This is a genomic window from Rhodococcus sp. 3258 (assembly GCF_031456475.1).
Taxonomy (GTDB): Bacteria; Actinomycetota; Actinomycetes; order Mycobacteriales; family Mycobacteriaceae; genus Rhodococcoides; species Rhodococcoides fascians.
Genome location: NZ_JAVDUT010000002.1, coordinates 481,244 through 503,119, shown reverse-complemented (window position 1 = coordinate 503,119; position 21,876 = coordinate 481,244). Strand labels below are relative to the sequence as shown.

Sequence of the window (21,876 nt, the reverse complement as noted above, 5' to 3'; positions counted from 1 at the left end):
CAGACCCCGAACAGCGTTTTATGTTACTAAGTGGTAACTCCAGCGGTGGCGGTTTCGGTCGACCTCGAGGCCGACTCCATGCTACCGACACGCGCCTGCGTCACTCGCCTTTCAGCAAGTCGACAACCGGAGCGAATGCTTCCATTTGTGTGGGGAAAACCCCGACATAGGACATCGTCGTCCGCGCGCGAACGTTACGGATCTGATCGGCGATTTCCTCGTACGTTCCGAAGGCGAGGTACGGCGACGACAGAATGTCCTCGACCGTGAGCTTGACGTCGACGTCCACGTTGGGCGGATAACCGTTGTCCAGCGCGGCCAACGCCATCTCGGCCATCTGCTCGCGATCGTCGGTGACCACGATGGTGGTGATCGCCCAGTTCAGCTCGATGTCGTCGAACCGATCCCCTGCGGCAGCCCGGATGAGCTCGACGCGCTCGAGAGTCTTCTCGATGGTCATGCCCGACAGCAGCAACTTGCCTTCCTTCGAGGTGCTCGGCACCACGGAGATGATGTCGGCGTGCTTGGCCGCCAGCGCGAGCATCTTGGGGCCGCCGCCGCCGATGCAGATCGGCGGACGCGGTCCCTGCCGCGGACGAGGGCTGCCCTTGAGACCGGTGATCGTGTAGTGCTTGCCCTCGTAGTTGCATTCCTGGCCGCGCAGCAACACGTCGAGAATGTCGAGGGTCTCCGCGAGCTTTTCGATGCGGACGCCGGGACGGTCGTAGGTGATGCCGGCCTTGTCGTATTCCTCGCGCATCCAGCCCGCGCCGAGTCCGAGTTCGAGCCGTCCGCCGGAGAGCACATCGATGGTTGCCGCGTCCTTGGCGAGCACCGCGGGATGGCGGAAGCCGTTGGCGAGCACCGCCGTGCCGAGCCGAATCTTGTCGGTGGCGACGGCGAGAGCTCCGAGCGCCGCGATCGGCCCGACCTGATTACCGAGATGATCGGGAATCATGAAGCTGTCGTAACCCAGTTCCTCGGCCTGCTGAGCCAGCTTGATGAACTTCCGAGCCCCGCCCTCCTCCGCGTTTCCCTCTCCGCCTGCAGCGAAGCGGAATTTGCGCGGCCCGGGGGTCGCGGCCTCGGCGGAACTCATCTATTGCTCTCCTCTGGGGTCTGGAGCGGCCGGTACCTGGGGTCTGAGGTGGTCGGTACCGGGGGTCTGGGCACACCGTGCGGGGCAGTCGGCCGGGGCCGATCCGCGCAGGTCCAAGGCGTCACTCTAGCCGCTCGCGGGAGCGGATCCCACCGACTGGGGGTCGTAGACCACAGGTTTGTGCCCTGCACCAGTTGGCGACACGCCGCGTTGTGACCTGTCCGTTATCGATGACACCGGTCACTGCGCTACCCACGACCCCGATCACGCCGTCGTCCACACGACCCGATCACGAGTGCGGAGGCGTCGGCGCATTCTCGATCAGATCGGCCGCCCATGCCGCCGTCCACTGGGTGGCCGTCGTGCCGGAACCGTCGACGACGAAACTGTTGTACGACGCGTGCACCGGATTGCCCGCCGCCCCGATCAGAATTTGGATGCTCTGCGGAATGTTGCGTAGCGACAGTCCATCCGACGGGGACGCACAGATGAGGTCGCCGGGCGCACAGATCTGATTGGTCCGGTCGTCGAGCGCGCCGAATCCGCCGTCCCGACGCCCCGTCATGGTGATGCCGGGGAGGTCGAGTCCCCCGAGGGCGACCTCGGCTCCGACACCGTCGAGCGGTCCCGGCACGTCGGTACCCGACACTCCGTCGCGGCGGCCGTCGGCGATGAGGGTGACGCCGAGGACACGATCGGCGGAGATGGGTCCGTTACCCGCGCCGATATCGGCCGCGATGTCGCCGGAGATGACTGCTCCCTGAGAGAAGCCCGCCATGACGAAGTTGGTCAGTGGGCATCGCGCTGCGACGTCCGACATCTTCTGCACCGCAACGTTTTTGCCCTCGGTACGGCTGTTGTTGTACGACTGTTGGCCGTCCGGCGGCAGCGCGATGGGGTTCGAGAACTGTGCGACGTAGGGAACCGTGTAGACGTCCGCGCGAGATCCGGGGAACTGCTCCTGCAGCGGCCGGGTGACGTTGAGCATCAGCGACACCGGATTGGCGGTCGGGTTGTACGGGTCGTCGGTCGACGACGACTCCCACGTACCGGGGATGGCAATGACCTGGACGTCCGGGCAGTCCGCCGGTTGCGAGGTCGGCTGCTCGGGCCCCGGCGGCGGTACCGGTCCCGGTCCGGGTCCGAGACGCCCGGCGAGGAGGTACCACAGGGCCACGATGACGAGCCCGATGATCACCGCGAAGGCGATCACCGGCAGAACTCTGCGTTTACGTTTGGCCATCAGCGCGAACTACGGCGTGCAGTACGTCGCCTGCGCGGCGGCGATGTAGGTCTGGGCTGCCTGCTGGGCCTGCGTCTCGTTCATCTGCGTTCCGGCGGCACTCGCCTCGACGCCGACGTTCGCGGTGACGTAGGTCGTGATTTCGTCGGCTGCGACGCCCTGCGCCTGCGCGGCACAGATGTAGTTGGCCGTCGACACCGCGATGTCGCCGTTGCCCGCCGGAGTGACGCCCTTGCTCTTCAGCTCGTCGAGGAAACGCTGGCCGCGGTTGTCGATCTGGCTCTCCGTCGGCCCCGGGAAGTCGTCCGGCACGGCCTGGGGTTGCTCCGGCGGTGCCGTCGCCGCCTCGCCCGGACTGGTGGTCGGAGTGACAGTAGTGGTGGTGCTCTCGGCCGCCGACGTCGACGAACTCGCCTCGGTCGTCGTCGCAGCTGCCGTGGTGGTGCTCGTCGGCGCGCCGGTGGCCGTCGAGTCGTCACTTCCACACGCCACCAGCATCGAGCTCGCCGCCACGGCGAGCACGCCGAGTGACAGAGTTCTGGCCAGAGAGTTACGCGTCATCGATCGAAATCCTTCGGTCGTCGGGTCGCAGGCGAGAGTACAGCCACGCTCTGAGAGAACTCTGAAGCCGTGACTGCCTCCGGTCACGGAGCGATCGTGGCCTTGCCGTCCTTGACGGTGATGATGCCGAACTGGAAGTTCTGTTGCTTACCGCCACCGTCGATGTCGAACTGATCGCTGGTGGGGTAGCCGAGGCGGCCACCTTCGTAGCCCACCGATCCCCAGGCGTCGAAGATCGGGCCGTACGGCATGGACCAGGCTCCGCTGACCGGGCTCCAGTAGATGTTGCCGGTCTCGAACTGATTGAACCGTCCGCCGTCCCGGATGGGGCCGATCTCGTTGGACTTGGGGAACCCGAGAGGTCCACTCTCCCAACCCAATTCACCGTACTTACCGAGAATCATGCCCTGCACAGAATGCACGCCCGCGTCGGGCGAGGTGTAGATCGCGCCGATCTCGAAGCCCTGCACCGAGCCGGGCTTGTTGGGTGTTGCCACCTCGTCGAGCACCGGGTATCCCAGAGGACCGCCCTCGTACCCCTGGGCTGCCCACTCGTCGAGCACGGCACCCTTGACCACATGGGCTCCGGTCTGCGGCGTGAAGTAGACCATGCCGTTCTGGAAGGCGTTGAAGCGGCCGCGGCCGTCGGGAGTGGCGATCTCGCCGGTCTGCGGGAAGCCGAGCGCACCCTCGGGGCCCTTGTTGCCCTGGTAGATACCGCCGATAGCGCCGGCAACCACCTGCGCCCCGGTGTCGGGAGTGAAGAAGACCCGACCGAACGTGAAGTCCTGAGCTCGTCCGCCTGCGACGTTGTACTCCGCGGTGAGGCAGGGACCCAGCCACGAGTTCGCGCCGCTCGCATTGCCGATCATGCCCGCGACACTGCAGGCGGGCTTGTCGACCTCGACGCCGAGTGCCGTAGCGAGCTGCGGCCACAGCTGGTGCAACTCGAACTGCCAGTACGGCCACGAGTGCGTTCCCGAGGGGCGGTAGTTGACCTGCGCGGGGATTCCGAGCTGGTTGAGCTTGGTGGCGAAGGTCTGGGAAGTGAGTCGCGAGAGGATCTCGAGGCCCATGCCCGCGTAGTTGGTGCTGACGCCCGGAATCGGCGACGGCTGATCGTACGGGCCGGTCGAGCCGTTGCCGCTCGAGATGTAGAGGCTGACGCCCTTGAGCTTGTCGGCCAGCAGGTACGGATCGTGCTGAGCCCACAGCGAGTTGGACGGTGCGCCCCACATGGCCTTGGAGTTGTAGCCGCCGGCGTCGGTCATCGCGTACTGGATGGCTTGCGGCATGCCGAGGGAGGTGGTGGTCAGGATGCCCGACAGCGAGCCGGCGAACTTGAAGAAGCCGGGGTTGCGGGCCGCGAGGAACATTGCCGACGTGCCACCCATCGACAACCCGACGACGCCGCGGTTGTCGGTGCTGCGCCAGTCCTTGGCCAGGATGGGCGGCAGCTCCTTGGTCAGGAACGTCTCCCACTGGTAGTTCTTGCCGTTGTCCTGATCGACCCAGTCGGAGTAGAAGCTGGACTGTCCGCCGATCGGCAGGACGACGTTGACGTTCTTGTCGGCGAAGTAGGCCTCGGCGTCGGTCTCGGCCGTCCAGCCGTTCTCCTGGTCGGTCGCCCGGAGTCCGTCCAACATGTACACCTGCGGGAACGTGGCCTGCGGGTTGATGTTCCAGTCACGCGCGAGCAGCAGCTGCACCTGGATGGGCGTTCCCATCGAGGGCGACTGGATCCACAGCGCGACGCGGCGATCGGAGAGCCAGTCCACCGAGGTGACGGTTGCTCCACCGGCCTGGGTGTAGGCGGGGCCGGTCTGCGCCATCGGGGCGGCATGAGCAACCGGGGCTGCAGTGGCCAACGTCGTCGTCGCGAAGGGAATCATCAGCGCGGAGGCGACAGTTACTGCTGCTGCTGCCGCTCGCCGAGCCCGTGTGCCGGCCGATGGGGTACGACCGAACCGAACAAGCCCAGTGCGCATGATGGTGACTCTCTTTCCTGTGACGACCGAAGGTCTCGTCTCGAGACATGCTTCGTATGTCTTTCTACACGTGCTCGATGGCCACGAACAGCAGACTCGCTGTGACTGGTGGTGCGAATGTGAATTGGGGAGGCTCGGAGAGCCGGCGCTCGAACCGACAATGCCGCCCGACGCGAGAGCGTGGGGCGGCATTGTCGGAGAGCACGTTACGGAACCGAATCAGGCGTTCAGCGCGTCCAGGATCTGGGTGCGTGCCTTCCACAGCTCGGCACCCCAGTACGGCCAGGCGTGAATTCCGTTGGCCGGGAAGCTGTAGGTCGCCGGTATACCGAGGGTGCCCATGCGGATCTGGAATGCACGGGTGTTGGCGAGCGAGAGTGCCTCGAGGGCCATGCCGTTGGCGGTGTTGTAGAAATCGATCGGCGCGGCCGGGTGGTCGAACTGACCGGGCAGGCCGCTGGCTGCGGAGATGTACAGCGACAGGCCCTGCAACCTGGGTGCGAATACGAACGGGTCGTTGCGCAGCCACGCCGGGTTCCAGGGCGGTCCCCACATGGAGTCGACGTTGAAGCGGCCGGCATCGAGCATCGCGATACGAATCGCCTCACGCATGCCCGGGGCCGAGATGTTCAGGTAACCCGAGAGCGAGCCGGCGAACTTGAACTGGTCGCGGTGGTACGCGGCGAGCGTCAGGGCAGCCGAACCACCCATCGACAGTCCGAGAACACCGTTGTTGTTGCGCGAGACGCCGTAGTTCTCCAGGAACGCCGGGAGCTCCTGCGTCAGGAACGTCTCCCACTTGTAGGTGACTTCCTGGCCGTTGAAGTTCGACGAGGTGTACCAGTCGCTGTAGAAGCTGGACTGTCCGCCGACGGGCATGACCAGCGTCACGTCGTCGTTGGCGAACTGATCCTGCGCGTTGGTCTCGAAGGTCCAGGCGTTGCGATCGTCGCGGGCACGCAGGCCGTCGAGCAGGTAGAGAGCAGCGTTTCCGCCGCGTGCCGCCCACTGGACCTGGACCTTGATCGGACCCATCTCGGACGGGACGATCAGGTCCTCGCGGCCACCGGCCGGGGTCTGATGGACGACGGCAGTGGGGGCAGCGACTGCGACTGCGCCACCGACGACACCGGCTGCGATCGGCAGAACGAGTGCGGCAGCACCCACGCCGAGCAGGCGCTGACGCCAGCGTGATGACGCCTTCGGGTTACTGCTGAGGCCGGCAAATCGCATGAATCGTGCTCTCTCTCATCTACGCGGTCTCCGCTGTCGTAGCGGCCCCCGGCAATCGAACAGGGCTGACTGACGGCCCATGAGGCCGGGGTGAAGCTGTGGTGTGTCGAAACGTCGAGGTTCTGCTGCATAACAGGCGAACCGCTCGATGGAGGTTATTCCATCGAGCGGTTCCAAGGCAAAACTGTGATCAGCGTCCCAGTTTCGCCTCTGCGAGTTTCTGAAACAGGAGACTATCCTGCGCTGTCCCCGCTGAACAGCCCTGAAAAGTCGTGAGTTATCACTACAGGGCCGAAAGCGGGGACTGCGACAGCAAACGCTGCCGGGTGGATCAGTTACCGATGTTGGCGCTCAGGTCCGGTGCCATGACGCGGATCTGCTCGCCCCAGTAGCCCCACTGGTGGGTACCGACGGCCGGGAACGCATACGTGACGTTGTTGGCACCGATGCTCGCCATGCGGATCTGGAAGGCACGGCTGTTCGCCAAGGCGATGGCCTCGAGGCCCATACCGTTCGCGGTGTTGTAGTAATCGATGAAGCTCTGCGGGCGATCGAGACCGCCGGGCAGACCGCTGCCTGCGAAGACCCACACGCGCGTGCCGTTGTCACGCAAGCGAGGCGCGAAGACGAACGGGTCGTTGCGCAGCCACGCCGGATCCCACGGCGGGCCCCACATCGCGTCGATGTTGTAGCGGCCGGAGTCCAGTAGCGCCAGGCGCATGGCCTCGCGCATGCCGGGTGCGGAGATGTTCAGGTAGCCCGACAGCGAACCGGCATAGCTGAACTGGTCCGGGTGGTATGCAGCCAGCGTGAGGGCTGCGGAGCCGCCCATCGAGATGCCGATGACACCGTTGCGGTTCGGGTTGAAGCCGTAGTTCGCGCGCAGGTTCTCGCGGAGGTTCTGCGTCAGGAAGGTTTCCCACTTGTAGGTGGTCTTCTGACCGTTGAAGTTGGACGGTGCGTACCAGTCGGAGTAGAAGCTCGACTGTCCACCGACCGGCTCGACGACGTTGATGTTCCACGAGGCGAGAACTGCTCCGGCGTCGGTCTCGTGCTCCCAGCCCGAGATGTCCGTCGTGGCGCGCAGGCCGTCGAGCAGGTAGACGACGCGGTTGGTGTTACCGTCCGCTGCCCGCCACACCCGGCTCTTGATCGGGCCCATGCTCGAGTCCGTCCAGACGTCGATGGCATTGCCGTCGAACGCTGCGTTGGCAGTTGCGCCACCGCCCGCCACGGCCAAGCCCAGTGGTAGCACCACTGCCATCAGCATGGATGTTGCGGCGCGGCGTCCCCAGGAGCCCGCTCGCTTGTCCCCGGACCGGCTCTTCCATCTACCCAGCATGCACTCGACCTCTCAGCAGCTTCGTCACATCGGTTACGCAATCAACGATTGATCTCGCAAGTTCATCATGTATGCGCCCGACCCAGGGTCTGGCGCATACATATCCTCCGCACTTATCGCACGAAGTACGTCGCCCGTTACAGGATCGAGACAGCTCATCTTCGCGTCGAGACCGAATCGGCGCAACCCGGTGATCTTCTCGTGTTCTGTCGGCTAATTATCGGCCTTCAATACAGGTGCCGGAAGATCACATCGCTGTATTTCGTATTTCGGCACCCGGTCGAATCGATAACCGGCATAGAACAACGAACGTTTCACATTCCGGACGAACAGATCCTTCGTCAACGGTGCTCGGTAGGACGTCAGCATTTCTTGGGTGTCCGGGCAGGTCAACGCCACCTGAGCTTCGGTCACCCAGTCCTCGTCCATGTACCAGGGCAGGTACGGATGGATGCCGACCAGCCCCAGATCGGCGACGACCCAGTCCGGGTAGAGGTTCTTGTCGTGACCGATGCGGCCGTTCTCGAGGCGTTCGGTGTGCGATGCCAACGGGTACGCCAGCCCCATCTGATCGATGACCCGCACGTCGAGGCCGACGTTCATGCTCGTCATCCCCAGGTTGAGGAAGTAGACGGTGTGACCGAATCCACCCTCGGGGATCGGGAGGGGCGGCGGGACGACATCCCAGTAGGTGAATTGCGCGGACGGCAGCAGCAATCCGCCGTCCGGGGTGTCGTCGATCGCCTGAACCATCGCCCGCATCCGCGGATAGTCGAGATAGTCCGACGCCAGGATCGGATGAGCGTGCCCGGTGTTGAGCGAATAGAACGCTCGTTCGTCGACGATTCCGCTTCGTCCGACGATCGAGCCCTGGGGCATTCCCGTCGTGTTCGCCGCAATCACAGCCCAGACGACGATCCCACCCCAGACGAATACATCTGCGACGAAAACAGCAGTCGCACGATTACCGGACCATCGTTGCGGGAGCGCGACGGGCAATATCGAAATGGGCAACAGCAGCGTGAACAGGGCGGGCAACAATGTTCGCCCGTGCATGAAATCGCCACCGACTCGAATTGCGTAGACCGCGAGCAACAATCCACTGACGAGCACGAATACGACGACAGCGGTCGGCGTGCGCAACGCGGCGAGCAGGCCGCCCACAGTTCTGGGCAGCGTCGGGCGCACTCGTGTCACCGACAGGGCGGCACCGAGCAGGAGCAGCACCAGCGGGAGCCACAGTAGGTACGGTCCCATCAGGTTGGTCAGATACGCCCACCCTTGCGACCACTTGGCACCGCCGGCGTCCTTGGACACTGCGGTGTTGGGGTACGGAAGGCCGTAGTAGCCCATGCGCCAAATTTGGTACAGCACGGGAACCGCGCCCGCGAATGCGAACACGCGCAGCCTCGACAACCACGTCTGCGGGGCGAGGAAGATCATCGCCAGTGCCAGAACCGACACGATGGACAGCTCGGGGCGCACCAGCGGGCCCAGGCCCGCGAAGAAGGCCAGCAGCAGCAGCTCGACGCCACCTCCGCGGCGCTGCCCCCAGCGAACCATCAGCAGCCACAAAACCGCCAGCCAGAAGATGACCAGGCAGGTCTCCAGCCCGGACGTCGCGAAGTCACGGGCCGGCGGTACCGCGATGTACACGAGCACACCGGCGGGGAGGAAGAGAGTGCGTGACGCGGTGCGCCCACGCAGGGCGAACGTGCCGATCATCGCGATGACGACGGCTGCTGTGGACAGCACGAGCGCGATCGTCAGCACCACGTACTCGAGCCGGCCGTCGCTGAGCCAGCTGCCCGCGTAAACGAGGTACGTCCAGATGGTGCTGGTGTTGGTCTCGACCCGCTCGCCCGCATTGAACACCGGGCCGTTGCCGGCCAACAGGTTGCGGACGGTGCGCAGGACGATCAGGCCGTCGTCGGCGATCCAGCGACGTTCCCAGGCACCCCACAGAAACAGGGCACCGGTGACGACGGTCCCGACCCAGAAGACCGCCCTGGTCGAGACCGCCGGTGCCGGGGTGTCTTCTCGCGTGTCTCGCTGGTCAGGCGAGGTAGACAGCGACACCAACCACTCCGATCCACGCTATAGCGAGTAGCTGGAGAACCCTGTCTCCCAACGCGATCTCTTCGGGTTCGCCTGCCTCGCCGCCGTCTACATCCACTGCGTATCGCAGGATTGCGATAGTAAACGGAATCATCGAGATGGCGAACCAGTTGGAGTCCGTTTCGGCGTCCTGTTGAAAAGCCCACAGGCCGTAGCAGATGACGACGGCCGTCGCGGACAGCGTCCACACGAAGCGCAGATATGTCGTGGTGTAGTTCTCGAGCGACTTACGGATCTTCGCCCCGGTGCGTTCGGCCAGTTGCAGCTCGGCGTAGCGCTTGCCTGCCGCCATGAACAGCGAGCCGAACGCCATGATCAGCAGGAACCACTGCGAGAGCGGGATCGAGGCAGCGACGCCACCGGCGATCGCGCGGAGCAGGAAGCCAGAGGAGACGATGCAGATGTCGAGCACGGCCTGGTGCTTGAGGCCGAAGCAGTACGCCAGCTGGATGACGATGTAGACGCCGATGACCAGCGCGAGCTTCCAGTTCGCGAAGAACGACAGGCCGACGGCGAGTCCGAGCGACACCACGGCCATCGCGTAGGCGATCGTGACGGGCAGGACTCCTGCAGCGATCGGCCGGAACCGCTTGGTGGGGTGCGCGCGGTCGGCTTCGACGTCCATGGCGTCGTTGACCAGGTAGACACCGGAGGCGGCGAAGCAGAACACGATGAACGCGAGCGCGACGGACAGCAGCACGTCGCGATCGGTGACCGAGCCTGCCGCCAACGGCGCGGCCAGGACCAGCACGTTCTTGACCCACTGACGCGGGCGAAGCGCCTTGACGATGCCGTCCGCCAGATTCTTCGGCGGTGCGCCTACGGGTGCGGCATCCTCGCTCATTTGTCTCCTTCGAACTTCACGACGGCAGCAGCCGTCAACGCGCCGAGTGCAGATCCGGCCAGCACGTCGGTGGGGTAATGGACTCCGAGCACCAAGCGCGAGAGCAACATGGGTGGGACGAGGACCGCCGGTAACGGTAGCCCGGTCACGCGGCCGAGGAGAACCGCAGCCGCTGTGGTGGATGTCGCATGCGACGACGGAAAACTCAGCTTGCTCGGCGTCGAGACATTGATCCGGACGGCCGGATCGTGGGGACGCGGCCTGCGCACGATGCGCTTGATGACGATGGACGCGGCATGTGATCCGACGGCACCGACGGCCACCGACGCCCACTGGCGTCGCCGCGGCGCGTCCAGAACAGCGCCGATACCTGCGATCGCCACCCAGCCGAGGGCATGTTCGCCGAAATGCGACATCCCGCGCGCAACGGTGATCGCACCGGGGGCGCTGCCGACCGTGGCCTGCACCTTTTCGAGAATGCGCACTTCGGTCGACACCTCGGTCTGGCCTTTACGCCTGGTAACGAAAGACACGTTCCCACGTTTCCTTACTGGTCAGGTGCGGCACGGCATCACGGTATCGAGCCTTGAGCGCAGGGAATTCGGCTGCCAACTGCTTGCGCAACGACAGCGCTTCCTTCAGCAATGCCGCGGCCTGCGCGCGGTCGCGCTTGCGGTAGACGACACCTCGGCCGTCCGCTGTCGTGACGGTGACGCCGTCGACCTGGGACAGCAGGAACCAGCGTGCGTCGAGAGTCGGCACGTTGAGCTGCGGACGCTCGTGGTGCTGCTCGTGCGCAGGCTTGACGTTGTGCAGCAAGCCCTTGGCCAGACGACGGACCTTGGAGATCGGGTTGGTCGGCAGGCCGACGGCTCCGACTTCCTCACCCGATGCGAGCGGCAACTCCGTGGAACTGCCGACAACGACGGCGTCGGGGAATTTCTTGCGCAGTGCGTGCACCGTCGGCAATGCCGTGGGCAGGATCTCCAGGATGTGCTCGGGACCGGCCAGGAAGTCACGGATCGCGAGGTTCTGGATGGCGACCGTCGAGTACTCGAGGCACAGCAGGTGCTTGACGGTGGCCTTGATGGTGTCGAGAACCAGGCCCTTGCCGTCGCCGGGCATGTGCAGCGACGCAACAACGAGACGGTTACGCAGGTGGAAGTACGCCTGCCAGTCGATGGCGTCGTCCTTGTCGCTCCACGCCATGTGCCAGATCGCGGCACCCGGCAGCGTCACCGTCGGGTAGCCGGCTTCGCGTGCGCGCAAGCCGTATTCGGCGTCGTCCCACTTGATGAACAGGGGCAACGGCTGCCCGAGTTCCTCGGCGACGACGCGCGGGATCATGCACATCCACCAGCCGTTGTAATCGACGTCGATGCGGCGGTGCAGCAGCTTGCTGGTGCGCAGCGGGTCCTCGGAGAAGTCGTGGTCGTATTCGACGTTCTGCGCGCCGGTCCACATGAAGTTCCCGCGGTCGATCACTTCACCCATGACGTGCAGGTGACTACGCGCCTGCAGATTCAGCATCTGGCCGCCGACGAGCGTGGGCACCTTGGCGAAACGCGACATCGCCAATGCCCGCAGAATCGAGTCGGGCTCGATCTCGATGTCGTCGTCCATGAACAGAATGTGTTGGCAGGCAGTGTTGTTCAGCGCCTCGTACATGATCCGGCTGTAGCCGCCGGACCCACCGAGGTTCGCCTGATCGTGGATCGCGAGACGGCCACCGAGCGCAGCTGCGGCCTCGTCGAAGCCGGGTTCGTCCTTCGCCTTGCGGGTGCCCTGATCCGGCATGATGACGGCCTGGATCACGTCGAGCACCAACGGGTCCGAGCCAAGGGCGACAAGCGCTTTGACGGCGTCGGTGGGTCGATTGAACGTGGGGATGCCGACGGCGACGGTCGCCTCACCGGGAGCGTCGATCGGCGCGTACCAACCGGCGCTTTCGAGGACCACCTCGGAATCGGAGGTGATGTCGAACCAGATCCACCCGCCGTCCTCGAACGGGCCGAGGTCGATCAGAAACTCTTGCGCCGCATCGCCGTCCACAGCCTCGCGGCCCTCGACGTGGATGCGCGACGCATCGGCCTTGGACCGGTAGACGTCGATCCGGCAGTGGCCGGACACCTCGACGCGCAGCACCACGGACTTCAGGATGCTGTAGCGCCGCCAGTAGCTCGCCGGGAATGCGTTGAAGTAGGTGCAGAACGACACCTCGGACTCGCCGCCGATGGTGAGCGAGGTACGCGAGAGCGAGTGCGCGCGTTTGGCATTGGTGGTCGCTTCTTCGAGGTACAGCGTGCGCACGTCGAGCGGCTCACCCGAACGGGGCAGCAGTACACGCTGCAACAGCGATTTTCCGAGGACCGGCGCGACGTCTGCAACCCCGTCCTCGAGCAGGTGCTTGGCGGTCATTTGTCCCCCGCCAGGGCGGTGCCGGTCTCGAAGTGCGGGGCCAGGGTGTTGTCGTACATGTTCAGTGCGCTCGCGATGGCCATGTGCATGTCGAGGTACTGGTACGTCCCGAGTCGACCACCGAACAGCACACCGTTGGAGGCCGTCTCGGCCTTCGCCCGGTTGCGGTACGCCTCGAGCTTCTGCCGATCGTCGGGGGTGTTGATCGGGTAGTACGGCTCGTCGCCGCTCTCGGCGAAACGCGAGAACTCGCGCATGATGACCGTCTTGTCGGTCGGGTACTCACGCTCGGGATGGAAGTGGCGGAACTCGTGGATCCGAATGAACGGCACGTCGCCGTCGTTGTAGTTCATCACCGGCGTTCCCTGGAAATCGCCGACCGGGAGCACCTCGGTCTCGAAATCGATGGTTCGCCAGCCCAATTCGCCCTCGGAATAGTCGAAGTAGCGGTCCAGCGGCCCGGTGTAGACGATCGGGGCGTTCGGGCTCTCGGCGACCAACTCGTCGCGTACATCGAACCAGTCGGTGTTCAGGCGAACGTCGATTTTCTCGTCGCGTGTCATGTTCTCGAGCCACGCGGTGTAGCCGTCGACCGGCAGCCCCTCGTAGGTGTCGTTGAAGTAGCGGTTGTCGAAGGTGTAACGCACCGGCAACCGGGTGATGTTGCCCGCGGGCAGTTCCTTCGGATCGGTCTGCCACTGCTTGGCCGTGTAGTCCCGGATGAACGCCTCGTAGAGCGGACGTCCGATCAGCGAGATCGCCTTCTCCTCGAAGTTCTGCGCGTCCTTGGAGTCGAACTCACTGGACTGATCCTCGATCAGGGCCCGCGCCTCGGCCGGGGAGAAGAACTTTCCGAAGAACTGCGAGATCAGCCCCAGGCCCATCGGGAACTGGTACGACTGACCGTTGTGCAGCGCGAAGACGCGGTGCTGGTAGCCGGTGAAGTCGGTGAACTGGTTGACGTAGTCCCACACGCGCTTGTTGGACGTGTGGAACAGGTGCGCACCGTACTTGTGAATCTCGATACCCGTCTCGGGCTCGGCTTCCGAGTACGCGTTGCCGCCCAGGTGGTGCCGCCGGTCGAGAACGAGAACACGCTTGCCCAGCTGGGACGCCGCCCGTTCTGCCACGGTCAGACCGAAGAACCCGGATCCGACGACGATGAGGTCGTAGCGGCCGGTCGCGGTGGCGTCGGAAGAGGTGGTCTCGGGGCTTACAGCAGTCACGGGCAACCAGGGTATCCGACGATCGTGACGGCTCCACCCCGCCAGGCATCGCCCGGCCGGTCCGGTGTCAACCCGGCAGGCGTCGGAGCAGGTAGGTATCCATCACCCAGCCGTGTGCCTCTTTGACCTCGGCGCGGGCGCGGCGAATGTCGTCGAGCACGTCGTCGAGCGGCCCGGCCACGAGCTTCTCGTCGGTCGTACCCAGGTTGGCTCCCCAGTGGATGCCCCAGCCTGCGCCGGTCAGCGCACTGCAGGCCAGGTTGCCGTCGAGCATGACGACGAGGTTGTCCAGCCCGGCTGCGACGTCGCCGGCCAGGTTCCTGCCGGTGGTGATGACGATCGGGCCCCCGATGCGATTGAGGACGAGTCGATGACTCGCCGCCAGCATGGACACGCTGGAGATGCCGGGTGTGACATCGAACTCGATGTCGCCGCGCAGTTGGGCGATCCGCTCGACGACGCGGATCGTGCTGTCGTAGAGCGCGGGGTCTCCCCAGACGAGAAACCCCACGACGGTGCCGTCGGCGAGACCGTCGAGCACGTCGGCGTACGCCCGGGCGCGGGCGTCGTGCCAATCGAGGACCGCGGTCTCGTACTGCCGAGGTGACCGGTCGCGTGGGGGGTCGGGCACCTCGATGACCCGGTAGCTGCCACCGTGGTGGCGTTCGAGGATCTCCTGCCTGGCTGCTGCGAGATCCCCGACGGACGCACCCTTGTCTGCCACGACGAACACGTCCACAGCCCGCAGCTTCTCGACGGCTTGCACCGTCACCTGATCCGGGTGACCACCGCCGATGCCGATCAGATGGATTTTCACGAGCGGTCCCGACACGCGTCGTACAGGTGGGATTCGGCGACGACGCGACGAGCCAGAGCGGGACCGACGAGGATCACCGCAGCTTGCCGTAGGCCGGCGTTCTCGACCTGGTCGGCGATGTCGGCCAGGGTGCCGCGGAGGACAATCTCGTCGGGCTTGCTGGCATGGAAGACGACAGCGGCGGGGCACTCCGGACCGTAGAACTCCGTCAGTTCGTCGGCGATGATGCGGGTGCGTGTGATCGCCAGGTGCAGCGCAAGCGTTGCCCTGGTAGCGGCGAAGTTCTTCAGCGCCTCGGTATCGGGCATCGCCGTCGAGCGGGCCTGCGCGCGGGTGAGTACCACCGATTGAGTCACCTCGGGAACCGTCAGCTCGACGCCCAGTGACGCGGCCGCAGCGGCGTAGGCCGGCACTCCCGGGGTGACGTCCCACGGCACACCCGCGGCGTCGAGTCGAGCCGACTGTTCTGCGATCGCGGAGTAGAGGGACGGATCACCCGAGCACAGGCGTGCGACGTCGTCCCCGCGCTGGTCGGCCGCAACGAGTTCGGCGGTGATGGCATCGAGATCGAGCTTCGCGGTATCGACCAGGCGAGTACCGGCCGAGCAATGTTCGAGGATCGCGTCGTCGATGTAGGTACCGGCGTAGACACACACCGGACTGGATCGCAGGAACTCGACGGCCCGCAGCGTGAGCAGGTCTGCCGCTCCGGGTCCGGCTCCGATGAAGTGCACAGTCACAGGTGGAAAGCGTAGGGGGCGGGAGTGGAGCCTGCGGAACGACCCATGAAGGCGGGAGTGGAGCCTGCGGAACGACCCATGAAGGCGGGAGTGGAGCCTGCGGAATGACCCAGGAATGCAAGCCCCGACGCGCCGCGCCATTGGAACTTCCCGGCTGTGGCTAACTGTCAAGCTAAGGTTTAGCCTTGTGTCTGATGGGACTCATGTTGCTGATGTGAATGTTGTTGTTCAGCAGTCGGAGATTCTACGACGCGTACCTACCACCAACCAGGGAGTACCGCCTTGCCGAACCGTCGAACGAAGCCGTCGATCGTTCTCGGTGCTGTCGCACTACTCGCCGTCGCGACCCCGTTTGCGGTCGCAGGGCTGACAGACAGCACGACCACCGGAGTTCGACCGGCCAACGAGACAACCCCGGTCACCGTGCCGACGAAGATCGTCGAGACCGCGCTGAGCGCAGCACCGGACATCGTCATTCCGCTGCAGGAGCTCACCGGCCTGCCGCTGCCCGATCTGCGGCTCTCCGATCTGAAATACCTGCCGTTGCCGGATTCCATCGTGATCCCGCCGATCGAGATTCCCGACATCCCGGGTCTCACGACGCCGGCTCCGGGTGGCGCAACCGCGCAGGCCCCGATCCCCAGGGTGGACGCCTCGGCACCGGTCAATCCTGAGGCTGCCGACCCCACCGGGCCGCCGCTCGGAGCGGCAGTCAAGGAGATCTCGCAGGACACCCCGTTCAGCATGGTGGCGTTGACCTCCGAGCAGCTGAACGGCGCGAGCGCACAGGTTCGTCGGCAGCTCGAGGACGGATCCTGGGGCCCGTGGCTGCAGACCGCACCGGTGGATACCACTGCGAGCGACGCCGTTCCCGCTGCGGAAAAGCAGGGCACCGAACCGATCTTCGTGGGACTCACCAAGGCCGTGCAGGTGCTGTTGACTCCGCTGACGAGCAGCGCTGCTCCCGAAAGCTTTGCGACGCCGCCGGTTCCGGAGGTCCCGGTTGTTCCGCTGCCTTCCGATGCCTCCGCACCTGCGCCTGCTCCCGCCGTTGCGGAGCAGCCTTTGGGCTACACACCCGCGTCGTCGAGCAAGCCGCTGCGCCAACAGGATCCGGCACCGATAGAGCCTGCTGCGCCCGAAGCCGCTCCTGAGGTGTCGGCCGAGCAGTTGGCGTCGGCAGTGAGCGACATCAGCGCCGTGCTCATCACCCCCGGCACGTCCCCCGCCGATTCGGCGTTGAGCGACCTCGCTACTCCGGTGGCGGGCGATGCAGGTCCCAACGTCATTACCCGCGCCCAGTGGGGTGCCGACGAGTCGATCCGTTGTGCCAACCCGACAATCGACGATTTCATCGGCGGTGCCACCGTGCACCACACCGCGGGCAGCAACGACTACTCGAAGTCCGAGTCGGCCGAGATCGTCCGCGCCATCTACGCCTACCACGCACAGACGCTCGGCTGGTGCGACATCGGCTACAACGCACTGGTCGACAAGTACGGCCAGATCTTCGAGGGTCGCGCCGGCGGCTTGGACAAGCCGGTCCAGGGTGCGCACGCCGGTGGATTCAACGAGAACACCGTCGGAGTGGCCATGATGGGCGACTACTCCACTCAGGATCCGTCGCAGGAGACCGTCGATTCGGTCGGCAAGTTCCTCGGCTGGCGACTCGGCAAGGCAGGTCTGGATCCCAAGGGGACCACGACGATGACCTCCGAGGGAACGGATTTCACGTTCATCGGCAAAGGCAAGAGCGTCGACCTGCCGGTGATCTTCGGTCACCGCGACGTCGGCAACACCGAATGCCCCGGTGATGCCGGATACGCCAGGCTCGGGGAGATCCGCGACATCGCGGCCGCGAACCTCGGCGGTGGCGGCGACGTCACACCGGCAGCACCCGAGACCGCGCCCGATGCCACCGCACCGGATACCGCGGTGACCGACCCGGCACCGTCACGCCCGGGCACGGACGTCAGTTCGACTCTGGGCGAGAACATCCCGGCCCTGGTCGCAGAATTGCAGCGCCTGGCGTCGACGAGCCCCGTCGCGCAGAAGTGGTTGTCCTCGGGCGGCGAAACCGGCGCTCTCGGCGTACCGGTCAGCGGCCTGGTTCAGGTCAGCGGCGGCCGCGAGAAGGCGCAGTTCCAGAACGGCGAGATCATCACCAACATGGCCGGCCAGGCCGTGGCCGTCATCGGCAAGATCTTCCAGCAGTACTTGCAGCAGGGCGGTGTCGACGGCGTCCTCGGTCTGCCGCTCACCGACGAGTTCAAGGTGCCGGAGGGCTTCCGAACGGACTTCGAGAACGGTTCGCTCATCTTCAACGAGCTCACCGGCATCGTGACCACGGTCATCAAGACGTACAACGACACCTACAACGCAGAAATGCAGAAGCCGGTCGCCGCGCCGGTGGAGCCGGCACCTGTTGCCGAGCCCGCTCCGGCACCGGAGCCCGCACCCGCGGGCTGAGTTCAGACAGTCGACAAGGGCCGAGTCACCGTGGTGACTCGGCCCTTGTCGTGTTCGATGCGCCGCTCTACCGGCGAATCACCACCAGCGTTCGAGTACCTGCGCCACTCCGTCGTCTGCGTTGGTGACGGTCACTTCGTCCGCGGCGGCGACGGCGGCCGGATGCGCGTTGCCCATGGCGACGCCCAGGCCGACCATCGACAGCATCGGGACGTCGTTGGGCATGTCCCCGAAGGCGACGATGTCGGCGACGTCCACGGACAGGGTCTCGGCGACCTTCGCCAGGCCCGACGCCTTCGTGACGCCCGGGGCCGACAGTTCGATGAGCCCGTTGTCGGTGGAGAAGGTCAGGTCGGCGCGGCCGGAGATCAGCGGCGAGAGAATGTTTGCCATATGGCCGCTGGTCGATCCCGACAGCCGTATCAGCAGCTTCACCGCGGGGACGTCGACGACGTCGTCCTCGGACATCTCGACGTTGTCGGGATTGAGCCACGCGTGCTCGTAGCCGGGCGAGCTGACGAACTGCGGCGTGGCCGCGTCGTGCGCCGATCGGCCGACGCGCTCGGCGGCGAGACCGCAGCCGGGTAGCGCGCGGTACGCGACGTCGGCCAGCCACTGCAACATCTCGACATCGAGGGTCTCCGCACTGAGCACGCGATCGGTGGCCGCGTCGTAGATGACCGCACCGTTGGCACACACCGACATCGGCGCGTATCCGAGACCGTCGACGACGGGGTGGATCCACCGCGGCGGCCTGCCGGTGGACAGCACGAACGGCACTCCGTCCGCTACGACGGCTGCGACAGCTCGCTTGGTGCGTTCACTGACACGTTCGTGCTGGTCGAGCAGGGTCCCGTCGACATCGCTGGCGACGAGGCGAGGGGCGAGGCGGGTGGTGTTCGGCGCGTTGGTCATCGTGACGTCATTCTGCCCTAGTGTCGAAGGACCCTGTTTTCGACATGCACGTCTTCGATGTGGAAGGAACGGTAGATGACATCCGTGAACCGTCAGATCCGCTTGGCTCAGCGGCCCGTGGGGCGTCCCGACGAGTCGACGTGGGATCTCACCGAGGAACCCATCCCCACCCCGGGCGACGGGGAATTCGTCGTCACCGTCGACTACGTCTCCCTCGATCCCGCCATGCGCGGTTGGCTCAACGATGCGCGCTCGTACGTGCCTCCCGTCGGCATCGGTGAGGTGATGCGTGCTCATGCCGTCGGCCGCGTCCTCGAGTCCCGGCATCCGGATTACGCTGTCGGCGAAGTCGTTTCGGGCTCGTTCGGCGTCACCGAGCATGCGATCTCGGACGGGTCGGGAGTGCAGAAGGTCGACGAATCGATCGCACCGGCACCCACCTGGCTCGGTGCCCTCGGCTTCCCGGGATTGACGGCCTACTTCGGGTTGATGGACGTCGGCAAGCTGGCCGAGGGCGATACCGTCGTCATCTCCGGGGCGGCTGGTGCCGTCGGCAGCATCGCGGGTCAGATCGCGAAAGCCAAGGGAGCCACCGTGATCGGAATTGCCGGCGGACCCGAGAAATGCGCCTGGCTCACCGAGGAGCTGGGCTTCGACGCGGCGATCGACTACAAGAACGAGTCGGTGTACAAGACCCTGAAGGCTGCTGCACCGAAGGGCATCGACGTCTACTTCGACAACGTCGGCGGCGAGATTCTCGATGCGGCGCTCTCGCGCCTGCGTAAGGGTGCGCGAGTGGTGTTGTGCGGGGCCATCTCCGGCTACAACGCCACCGAACCGCAGCCCGGACCCGCGCACTACCTGTCCCTGCTGATCAACCGTGCGTCGATGACCGGGTTCATCATCTTCGACTATCTCGATCGCTACCAGGAAGGCGTCGACGCTCTGTCGGAGTTGCTCACCAGCGGCAAGATGACCGCGCGCGAGCAGATCGAGATCGGCGGAATCACGGCGTTCGGATCGACGCTCAACCTGTTGTTCGACGGTGCCAATACCGGCAAACTCGTCCTGGAGGTCGGCGAACGCACCCACGATTCGGAATTATGAGGACAACTCGTTCGTTGAACCCCACGTATCGCTCGATAGAGAACTAGGAGAGCACATGTCTGCAGCCACCGAAACCGCCATTCTCGCCGGAGGATGCTTCTGGGGAGCCGAGGAGCTCGTCCGCAAGCTGCCCGGGGTGGTCTCCACTCGCGTCGGCTACACCGGCGGCGAAATCCCCAACGCGACGTACCGCAACCACGGCAACCATGCCGAGGGCCTCGAAGTGATCTATGACCCCACCCAGACGTCGTACCGGGATCTGCTGGAGTTCTTCTTCCAGATTCACGACCCGACCACGAAGAATCGTCAGGGCAACGACATCGGAGCCAGCTATCGCTCGGCCATCTTCTACCTGAACGACGAGCAGAAGCGCGTGGCCGAGGACACGATCGCCGATGTCGACGCGTCGGGCCTGTGGCCGGGCAAGGTCGTCACCGAGGTGACCCCGGCAGGAGATTTCTGGGAAGCCGAGCCCGAGCACCAGGACTACCTGCAGAAGTACCCCGAGGGCTACACCTGCCACTGGGTTCGCCCGGACTGGAAGCTGCCGCGTCGCGCAACCGCCTAGGAGCGGCTGCGCCGCATGTGCATGGAACTTCGTAGCCTGCTACGAAGTTCCACTCACATGGGTAGGGCAGCCAGGTCCGACATATCGAGTACGAACCTGTACCGAACGTCGTTGGCTGCCAACCGATCGAAAGCCTCGTTCACTCGAGCGGACGGCATCGTCTCCACCTCGGCGACGATGCCGTGTTCGCCACAAAAATCAAGCAATTCCTGGGTGTATCGGCGTCCACCACTGCCCGCCGACGCCAGACTCTTCCGGCCGATCAGTAAATCCAGGAAATCGACCGTCGTCGAGCCGAGATAGCCCACTGTGCAGAGCGTTCCGTCGAGTGCGAGGCAACGTAGGTACGGCGCGAGATCGTGCTCGACGGGCACGCAGTCGATGATCAGATCGAGACCACCTGCCAGTGCGTTCATCGCGGCGTCGTCGGTCGAGACGACCACGTGATGAGCACCCAGCTCCTTCGCGTCGGCGGCTTTGCCTGCACTGGTGGTGAATACGGTGACCTCCGCCCCGAGTGCGCGGCCCAGCTTGACCGCCAGATGGCCGAGCCCGCCGATTCCGGCCACCCCCAACCTCACGCCGGGGCCGACGTTCCAGCGGCGCAACGGCTCCCACACGGTGATGCCGGCACACATCAGGGGTGCCACTGCCGCTGGGTCGAGGTTCTCCGGGCGGTGGTAGACGAACCGATCGCGAACCACGTATTCGTCGGAATACGCACCGCGAGTGGTAATTCCATCGTGTCTGTCGCGCCCTCCATAGGTCAGGGTCGGGAACTCTCGACAGAAATTTTCCTGACCCACCGTGCACATATCGCACCGCCCGCACGAGTCGACGATGTTTCCGACGGCCACCGCATCGCCGACGGCAAAATCCGTGACTCCGGGACCGATCTCGGTCACCTCCCCGACGAACTCGTGCCCGGGCACCACAGGGAAGTCACCGGGATTCCGCGTCGAGTGCAGATCGGTGTGGCACACCCCGCAGAACGTCACCCGAACGGCAACGTCGTCGTCGCGAAGATCCCGCCGGTCGAATGTCCACCGCTCGAGTGCCGCGGTCTCGTCGACGGCTCTGTATCCGGTAGCTGTCCGCATGTTCGTATCCCTTCAGAAATAACCAACTGGTTGGAAACGGTAGCGGGTCGTGGGACAGTTTTCAACCAACCAGTTGGAAATGTATGGT

At 65.1% G+C, this 21,876-nt stretch carries 18 protein-coding genes; 3 read left to right on the top strand and 15 right to left on the bottom strand.

From position 1 onward, the window contains the following. Positions 1–100: 100 nt before the first annotated feature. The 13 genes from J2X62_RS09920 to cobM all read right to left on the bottom strand — a co-directional run bounded on the left by J2X62_RS09920 (position 101) and on the right by cobM (position 15,629). Positions 101–1,099, bottom strand: coding sequence for an LLM class F420-dependent oxidoreductase (locus J2X62_RS09920; protein ID WP_027494807.1), 999 nt, complete (start codon positions 1,097–1,099; stop codon positions 101–103). 289 nt (positions 1,100–1,388) lie between these two features. Beyond that, a complete protein-coding gene (locus J2X62_RS09915; RefSeq protein WP_027494808.1) occupies positions 1,389–2,342 on the bottom strand; it encodes a cutinase family protein in 954 nt (317 codons plus the stop codon). A 9-nt stretch (positions 2,343–2,351) separates the two neighbouring features. Then, positions 2,352–2,903, bottom strand: a complete 552-nt coding sequence (locus J2X62_RS09910; protein ID WP_310180015.1) for a DUF732 domain-containing protein — start codon at positions 2,901–2,903, stop codon at positions 2,352–2,354. 83 nt (positions 2,904–2,986) lie between these two features. Further along, positions 2,987–4,891: an alpha/beta hydrolase-fold protein gene (locus tag J2X62_RS09905; protein ID WP_371832707.1), complete on the bottom strand. Its 1,905-nt coding sequence runs from the start codon at positions 4,889–4,891 to the stop codon at positions 2,987–2,989. Positions 4,892–5,110: 219 nt separating this feature from the next. Next, the gene (locus tag J2X62_RS09900; protein WP_057473080.1) at positions 5,111–6,124 is read right to left on the bottom strand and encodes an alpha/beta hydrolase family protein; all 1,014 of its coding nucleotides are present in this window, start codon (positions 6,122–6,124) and stop codon (positions 5,111–5,113) included. A gap of 331 nt (positions 6,125–6,455) precedes the next feature. Continuing rightward, positions 6,456–7,466: an alpha/beta hydrolase family protein gene (locus J2X62_RS09895; protein ID WP_174557192.1), complete on the bottom strand. Its 1,011-nt coding sequence runs from the start codon at positions 7,464–7,466 to the stop codon at positions 6,456–6,458. A gap of 213 nt (positions 7,467–7,679) precedes the next feature. Continuing rightward, entirely contained in the window at positions 7,680–9,545 is a 1,866-nt protein-coding gene (gene zomB / locus J2X62_RS09890) for a flagellar motor control protein ZomB (RefSeq protein WP_032366755.1), read from the bottom strand. Next, positions 9,523–10,428: a decaprenyl-phosphate phosphoribosyltransferase gene (locus tag J2X62_RS09885; protein WP_027494814.1), complete on the bottom strand. Its 906-nt coding sequence runs from the start codon at positions 10,426–10,428 to the stop codon at positions 9,523–9,525. The genes zomB and J2X62_RS09885 overlap by 23 nt, the downstream gene beginning before the upstream one ends. Continuing rightward, positions 10,425–10,961, bottom strand: a complete 537-nt coding sequence (locus J2X62_RS09880; RefSeq protein ID WP_310180009.1) for a phosphatase PAP2 family protein — start codon at positions 10,959–10,961, stop codon at positions 10,425–10,427. The genes J2X62_RS09885 and J2X62_RS09880 overlap by 4 nt, the downstream gene beginning before the upstream one ends. Further along, positions 10,939–12,846, bottom strand: a complete 1,908-nt coding sequence (locus tag J2X62_RS09875) for a glycosyltransferase (protein ID WP_204858831.1) — start codon at positions 12,844–12,846, stop codon at positions 10,939–10,941. The genes J2X62_RS09880 and J2X62_RS09875 overlap by 23 nt, the downstream gene beginning before the upstream one ends. Beyond that, positions 12,843–14,072, bottom strand: coding sequence for a UDP-galactopyranose mutase (gene glf / locus J2X62_RS09870; RefSeq protein ID WP_032366753.1), 1,230 nt, complete (start codon positions 14,070–14,072; stop codon positions 12,843–12,845). Before glf ends, J2X62_RS09875 begins: the two co-directional genes overlap by 4 nt. A gap of 67 nt (positions 14,073–14,139) precedes the next feature. After that, a complete protein-coding gene (cobF, locus tag J2X62_RS09865) occupies positions 14,140–14,889 on the bottom strand; it encodes a precorrin-6A synthase (deacetylating) (protein WP_027494818.1) in 750 nt (249 codons plus the stop codon). Next, the gene (gene cobM, locus J2X62_RS09860) at positions 14,886–15,629 is read right to left on the bottom strand and encodes a precorrin-4 C(11)-methyltransferase (protein ID WP_032366752.1); all 744 of its coding nucleotides are present in this window, start codon (positions 15,627–15,629) and stop codon (positions 14,886–14,888) included. Before cobM ends, cobF begins: the two co-directional genes overlap by 4 nt. Before the next feature lie 282 nt (positions 15,630–15,911). On the opposite strand from cobM, the gene J2X62_RS09855 reads away from it, so the two are divergent. Further along, the gene (locus J2X62_RS09855) at positions 15,912–18,098 is read left to right on the top strand and encodes an N-acetylmuramoyl-L-alanine amidase (RefSeq protein WP_204847149.1); all 2,187 of its coding nucleotides are present in this window, start codon (positions 15,912–15,914) and stop codon (positions 18,096–18,098) included. 78 nt (positions 18,099–18,176) lie between these two features. On the opposite strand, the gene J2X62_RS09850 is transcribed toward J2X62_RS09855, so the two are convergent. After that, positions 18,177–19,013 (bottom strand): HAD family hydrolase, encoded by an 837-nt coding sequence (locus J2X62_RS09850; protein ID WP_310180006.1) that lies wholly within the window; start codon positions 19,011–19,013, stop codon positions 18,177–18,179. A gap of 75 nt (positions 19,014–19,088) precedes the next feature. On the opposite strand from J2X62_RS09850, the gene J2X62_RS09845 reads away from it, so the two are divergent. Both J2X62_RS09845 and msrA read left to right on the top strand, forming a co-directional pair. Then, positions 19,089–20,120 (top strand): NADP-dependent oxidoreductase, encoded by a 1,032-nt coding sequence (locus J2X62_RS09845; protein ID WP_310180005.1) that lies wholly within the window; start codon positions 19,089–19,091, stop codon positions 20,118–20,120. A gap of 55 nt (positions 20,121–20,175) precedes the next feature. Beyond that, a complete protein-coding gene (msrA, locus tag J2X62_RS09840) occupies positions 20,176–20,688 on the top strand; it encodes a peptide-methionine (S)-S-oxide reductase MsrA (protein WP_032366748.1) in 513 nt (170 codons plus the stop codon). Positions 20,689–20,741: 53 nt separating this feature from the next. On the opposite strand, the gene J2X62_RS09835 is transcribed toward msrA, so the two are convergent. Beyond that, positions 20,742–21,788, bottom strand: coding sequence for an NAD(P)-dependent alcohol dehydrogenase (locus J2X62_RS09835; RefSeq protein WP_222081805.1), 1,047 nt, complete (start codon positions 21,786–21,788; stop codon positions 20,742–20,744). Between the last annotated feature and the right edge of the window lie 88 nt (positions 21,789–21,876).

Bases quoted from the DNA above. Each gene is read 5' to 3' on its own strand.
- J2X62_RS09905 (WP_371832707.1), bottom strand. From the start codon at position 4,891: ATGCGCACTGGGCTTGTTCGGTTCGGTCGTACCCCATCGGCCGGCACA.
- J2X62_RS09845 (WP_310180005.1), top strand. From the start codon at position 19,089: ATGACATCCGTGAACCGTCAGATCCGCTTGGCTCAGCGGCCCGTGGGG.
- J2X62_RS09835 (WP_222081805.1), bottom strand. From the start codon at position 21,788: ATGCGGACAGCTACCGGATACAGAGCCGTCGACGAGACCGCGGCACTC.
- J2X62_RS09895 (WP_174557192.1), bottom strand. From the start codon at position 7,466: ATGCTGGGTAGATGGAAGAGCCGGTCCGGGGACAAGCGAGCGGGCTCC.
- J2X62_RS09885 (WP_027494814.1), bottom strand. From the start codon at position 10,428: ATGAGCGAGGATGCCGCACCCGTAGGCGCACCGCCGAAGAATCTGGCG.
- J2X62_RS09920 (WP_027494807.1), bottom strand. From the start codon at position 1,099: ATGAGTTCCGCCGAGGCCGCGACCCCCGGGCCGCGCAAATTCCGCTTC.
- J2X62_RS09915 (WP_027494808.1), bottom strand. From the start codon at position 2,342: ATGGCCAAACGTAAACGCAGAGTTCTGCCGGTGATCGCCTTCGCGGTG.
- msrA (WP_032366748.1), top strand. From the start codon at position 20,176: ATGTCTGCAGCCACCGAAACCGCCATTCTCGCCGGAGGATGCTTCTGG.
- J2X62_RS09900 (WP_057473080.1), bottom strand. From the start codon at position 6,124: ATGCGATTTGCCGGCCTCAGCAGTAACCCGAAGGCGTCATCACGCTGG.
- J2X62_RS09910 (WP_310180015.1), bottom strand. From the start codon at position 2,903: ATGACGCGTAACTCTCTGGCCAGAACTCTGTCACTCGGCGTGCTCGCC.
- J2X62_RS09850 (WP_310180006.1), bottom strand. From the start codon at position 19,013: ATGACCAACGCGCCGAACACCACCCGCCTCGCCCCTCGCCTCGTCGCC.
- J2X62_RS09875 (WP_204858831.1), bottom strand. From the start codon at position 12,846: ATGACCGCCAAGCACCTGCTCGAGGACGGGGTTGCAGACGTCGCGCCG.